General features: G+C 67.9%; 7 protein-coding genes and 1 pseudogene. 7 read left to right on the top strand and 1 reads right to left on the bottom strand.

Annotation, left to right across the window (positions count from 1 at the left end):
- The 4 genes and pseudogenes from NBV68_RS17740 to NBV68_RS17755 all read left to right on the top strand — a co-directional run.
- Nucleotides 1–283, top strand: a pseudogene (locus NBV68_RS17740) (3,4-dihydroxy-2-butanone-4-phosphate synthase); the annotation flags it as partial.
- 6 nt (nucleotides 284–289) lie between these two features.
- A complete protein-coding gene (gene ribH / locus NBV68_RS17745) occupies nucleotides 290–709 on the top strand; it encodes a 6,7-dimethyl-8-ribityllumazine synthase (RefSeq protein ID WP_296312454.1) in 420 nt (139 codons plus the stop codon).
- Between the two features lie 164 nt (nucleotides 710–873).
- A complete protein-coding gene (locus NBV68_RS17750; protein ID WP_296312457.1) occupies nucleotides 874–1,038 on the top strand; it encodes a hypothetical protein in 165 nt (54 codons plus the stop codon).
- 142 nt (nucleotides 1,039–1,180) lie between these two features.
- Nucleotides 1,181–1,738, top strand: a complete 558-nt coding sequence (locus tag NBV68_RS17755) for a winged helix DNA-binding protein (protein WP_296312459.1) — start codon at nucleotides 1,181–1,183, stop codon at nucleotides 1,736–1,738.
- Here the strand turns inward: NBV68_RS17755 and eno are convergent.
- Nucleotides 1,735–3,021: a phosphopyruvate hydratase gene (gene eno, locus NBV68_RS17760; RefSeq protein WP_296312461.1), complete on the bottom strand. Its 1,287-nt coding sequence runs from the start codon at nucleotides 3,019–3,021 to the stop codon at nucleotides 1,735–1,737. The two genes, NBV68_RS17755 and eno, sit on opposite strands and share 4 nt — an antisense overlap.
- Nucleotides 3,022–3,212: 191 nt before the next feature.
- Between eno and NBV68_RS17765 the strand changes: the two genes are divergently transcribed.
- From NBV68_RS17765 to NBV68_RS17775, 3 genes are read left to right on the top strand one after another with little or no spacing between them, the layout of a single operon-like run.
- Nucleotides 3,213–3,845 carry a hypothetical protein gene (locus NBV68_RS17765; RefSeq protein WP_296312463.1) on the top strand — a complete coding sequence of 211 codons (633 nt, stop codon included), beginning with the start codon at nucleotides 3,213–3,215 and terminating at the stop codon, nucleotides 3,843–3,845.
- A 24-nt stretch (nucleotides 3,846–3,869) separates the two neighbouring features.
- Nucleotides 3,870–4,295, top strand: coding sequence for a phage holin family protein (locus NBV68_RS17770; RefSeq protein WP_296312466.1), 426 nt, complete (start codon nucleotides 3,870–3,872; stop codon nucleotides 4,293–4,295).
- A complete protein-coding gene (locus NBV68_RS17775) occupies nucleotides 4,292–4,678 on the top strand; it encodes a hypothetical protein (protein ID WP_296312468.1) in 387 nt (128 codons plus the stop codon). The genes NBV68_RS17770 and NBV68_RS17775 overlap by 4 nt, the downstream gene beginning before the upstream one ends.
- Nucleotides 4,679–4,725: the final 47 nt, after the last annotated feature.

Consider the following 4,725-nt stretch of genomic DNA (forward strand, 5'->3'; position numbering starts at 1 on the left):
CGACGATGTGCTTGGGGCACCCGGCGCACGCAAGCGCACGCTCCAGCGCGCGATGCAGGCGGTGGGCGCGCATGGCTCGGGCGTGATCGTGATCCTCACCGGCCGCGTCGGCAGTGGCGAATGGCAAGCGAGCGAAGAACAGCGCAATATCGGCATCGGCTCGCAGATCCTCGCCGACCTCGGCATTACCGAGATGGTGCTGCTCTCGAACAGCCGTCCCGATCTGGTCGCGCTTGAAGGCTATGGCCTGACCATCACCGACTTCCATCCCATTCCGGAGTAATCACCCATGGCCGACATCCTCATCGTCGAAGCGCGCTTCTACGGCCACCTCAACGACATGCTGATCGCCGGCGCGCGCGCCGCGCTGGAAGCGGAGGGCCACAAGGTCGAGGTGCTGACCGTTCCCGGCGCACTCGAAATCCCCGGCGCGATCGCGCTCGCCGCCGAAGCCGACCGCTATGACGCTTTTGTCGCGATCGGCGTGGTGATCCGCGGCGAGACCTACCATTTCGAGATCGTCGCGGGCGAAAGCGCGCGGGCGATCATGGCGCTCACCATGGACGGGATCGCGATCGGCAACGGCATTCTCACAGTCGAGAACGAGGCCCAGGCGCTGGTCCGCGCCGACCCCGCGCAGAAGAACAAGGGCGGCGAAGCGGCCAAGGCGGCGCTTGTCCTGATGGCGCTGCAGGACCGCTTCGGTTGACGTTTGGACGCGCGCACGTCCCGCTGTGGTGCGCGGTCGCCGCTAGGTAGTTTCCCTCTGTAGATTTCCATAGGGCATTAACGCGATATCACGCCCGTCTCCGCGGCCACGCTCGACACGTGCGGGCCTGCGGGGAAGGGTTTGCGCTTGCTTGGGATCAGACTGTGGAACACCTTACACCGACTGCACCGGGCGATGCCCGCGTGCCTGCCGTTATCGCTGTGCTGGAGCGCGAACTCGCCATTCTCGACGAAATCGGCGCGCATATCGCCGGCGCCTATCTCGATGCCGCAATCGATCAGCTGCGGCGACAGCAGGCGCGGCGCTGAGGCCTGCGGGAGGGACGGATTTCCCTTATAAAAAGAACGCACTGCGTATTCGCCCTTAAAGCCAACCAGATCGGATGTTCTTACATCGGGTTCCATAGGCATTCCCCTGTGGGCACGGCCACGGGCTCCTGAAGGCGGATCGATGGGCGAGATGAGGCACGACACCGGCCAGGTTATCGCAGGCGCAGGCATGGGCCCGGGCGCAGGGTTGGGCCACGGCGATGCCGCGCTCCTGTTCCATCCGCTCGCCGACGAGTTGATGGCGATCGCCTCGCGCTTGCGCGAAGCGGCGGAAGGCGGCGCGCGGGGTGAGCCGGCCGATCCCGCGGCAGCCGGGGCCGCTGCGATTGGCCGCCCCGCCCGCCCGGCGCGCAGCCACCTTGCCCTCGCGCGCAAGACCTATGCCTTGCGGCGCAAGCGCGCGAGCCTGTTCGGCAATCCCGACCTGTTCGGCGAACCGGCCTGGGACATCCTGCTCGATCTCTACATCGCCGCCGGAGAGGGCAAGCCCGTCTCGGTCTCCAGCGCCTGCATCGGCTCGGCCGCGCCCGCCACCACCGGGCTGCGCTGGCTCGGCGTGCTGGCACAGGAGGGGCTGGTGGTGCGCGAGAACGATGCCGAGGATCACCGCCGCGTGCTCGTCAGGCTGACGCCTTCAGGGCAGGCGGCGATGGACCGGTTCTTCGACGCCGTGGATTAGGCGCGCGCACCAAAGCAGGCGCGGCCTGCATAGCCGGCGCTGTCGCCCAGTTCTTCCTCGATGCGGATCAGCTGGTTGTACTTGGCAAGCCGGTCCGAGCGTGCGAGCGAGCCGGTCTTGATCTGCCCGCAATTGGTCGCGACCGCGAGGTCGGCGATGGTCGCATCCTCAGTCTCGCCCGAGCGGTGGCTCATCACGCAGGTGTAGCGTGCGCGGTGCGCCATATCGACTGCGGCGAGCGTTTCGGTGAGCGTGCCGATCTGGTTGACCTTGACCAGCAGCGAGTTGGCGAGGCCGCGGGCGATCCCGTCGCTGAGGCGCGCAGGGTTGGTGACGAAGAGATCGTCACCCACCAGCTGCACCTTGTCGCCGAGCAGGCCGGTGAGCGCCGCCCAGCCCTCGAAATCGTCCTCGCTCATCCCGTCCTCGATCGAGCGGATCGGGTAATCGGCAGCAAGTTTGCCGAGGTAGTCGGCCATTTCGTGCGGGGTGAGGCTGAGGCCTTCGCCGCTGATCTCGTACTTGCCGCCCTTGAAGAACTCGGTCGCCGCGCAGTCCAGCGCCAGCACCATGTCCTCGCCCGGGGTGAACCCGGCCTTGGCGATGCTCTCCATGATGAAATCGAGCGCCGCGCGGGTGCTGGCAAGGTCGGGCGCAAAGCCGCCCTCGTCGCCGACACTGGTGGCGAGGCCCTTCTGCGCGAGGCCCTTCTTGAGGGTGTGGAACACCTCCGCCCCCCAGCGCACCGCCTCGGCGATGGAGTCCGCTCCGACCGGCATGATCATGAATTCCTGGATGTCGATCGGGTTGTCGGCGTGTTCGCCGCCGTTGATGATGTTCATCATCGGCACCGGGAGCATGTGCGCCGACACTCCGCCGAGATAGGAATAGAGCGGCAGCCCCCGCGCATTGGCCGCCGCCTTGGCGACCGCCAGCGACGTGCCCAGAATCGCGTTCGCCCCGAGCCGGCTCTTGTTGGGCGTATCGTCCAATGCGATCAGCGAGAGGTCGATGTCGCGCTGGTCCTCGGCGTCGAAATTGGCGATCAGCAGATCGCGGATCTCGGTGTTGACCGCATCGACGGCCTTCAGCACCCCCTTGCCGAGGTAGCGTGCGGGGTCACCGTCGCGCAGCTCCACCGCCTCGTGGGCACCGGTCGACGCGCCCGAGGGCACGGCGGCGCGGCCGAAGCTGCCGTCCTCCAGCAGCACGTCGACCTCGACGGTTGGATTGCCGCGGCTGTCGAGGATTTCGCGCCCGTGGATGTCGATGATCGCGGTCATGTTTGGCTCCGGCTGTAATGTGGTTTAGGGTGTTAAGACACTCGGCCCCTATGATATTGGGCAAGTCACGATTCTGGCTTGATGCGACCTGTTGACGGCCGCCCGGCGTGATGTCCCTATGCGTGAGGCAGGCCTTGCGCAAGCGGCTGCACAAGGGCACCGGATCGCCCCAAAAGAGATGGAGACCTTCGATGGCTGACACCACCCCGACCGACGCCGCTGCGGCGAAGAAGACCCCCGCCAAACCCGCCAAGGGCGGCGCCACGAAGTCCGAGGGCCCGACCAAGGCCGCCTCGCGCAAGACCGCCGCGACCGCCGCGGCCGCGGCCCCCGATGCCGCGCCCGCTGAGGCCGCGCCGGCCTCCACTCAGGTGATCGAGGCCAAGAGCCGCTTCAACGCCGCGCTGGAAGAAGCCAAGGCGGGTGCTGCCGCGCTGCGCGCCGAAGCCGGGAACCGCCTCACCTCGGCCGGCGATCAGGCGCGCGGCAAAAGCGACGATCTGCTCGCCGATGCCAAGAGCAAGGCGGGCGAGCTCGCGGTCGAGAGCAAGCAGGTGGCGAGCGATGCCATCGCCTCGCTCGGCAAGGTCGTGGGCGACACTGCCCCCCAGATCGACGAGAAGCTCGGTGAGCAGTACGGCGACTATGCCCGCAAGGCTTCGCGCACGTTGCAGGAAACCTCGGCCAAGCTCGAATCCAAGAGCGTCGAGGAACTGGGCGAGGATGCGCGCGAGATGGTGCGCAAGAGCCCCGGCGTCGCGGTCGGCGTGGCGGCGGTGGTCGGTTTCTTCCTCGCGCGGCTGCTGAGCGGAAAGCGGCGCTGAAGCCGTCTGCGGAGAGCCGAGGCCATGGCTGATATCGACCCCGGCCTTGCGCGGCCGCAGGAAGGCGCTCCGGCAGAGCCGGCAGGATCTGCGCCCGGGGCGCCCGACACCACTCTGTCTGCGTTGCGCGACGATGTGACCGCGCTAGTCGAGGATGCGCGCAATTACGCCGAGGCCGAGCTCGCCTTCCAGAAGACCCGCGCTGCGCTCGCCGGCAAGCACGGCGCGCGCGCGCTGGGGCTGTTGGTGCTGGCGCTGGTGCTGCTCAACCTCGCGCTGATCGCGCTGGCGGTGGGCGCGGTGATCGCGCTTGCTCCGCTGGTGACGATCTGGGGGGCGATCGCAATCGTCGTTGGCGTGCTGCTGCTCGGCACCGGGCTTCTGGTGGCAGGCGCAATGAGAGAGGGCCGGATGATCGGTGCGATGTTCGGCGGGGGCGAAGCTTCATGACCCGCCTGCCCGACCGCTTCATCGAGGACCGCCGCTTGCGTAACACCGCCCGCGCGGTGCTCACCGAAGACATCGACCGGCTGCGCGACAGCCTTGCCGAGCAGGGCATCGCAAGCCGCGTCTCGACCGGCGTCAGCTCCACCATCTCCGACCGCATCCGCTCCGGCGCGCGCGACGTGCTCGCCGAAGTGCGGTCGCAGGCGGGCGAGCGCAAGGGTCTGATCGCCGGGATCATTGCCGCGATCGCGCTGTTCCTTGCCCGCGGGCCGATCCTCGAATGGGTCGAGGATCTGCTCGAAAGCGATTTCGAAGACGACGACGAATTGACCACGAGCGAAGCGCCCGCCGCCCCCGCAGGCCCTTCCGCAGGAGACCCCGAATGACCAATACCCCCGCCAACGACCAGCGCGACGCGCTGCGCGCCCGCATC

Source organism: Erythrobacter sp. (assembly GCF_023653175.1).
In the GTDB taxonomy this organism is placed as follows: Bacteria; Pseudomonadota; Alphaproteobacteria; order Sphingomonadales; family Sphingomonadaceae; genus Erythrobacter.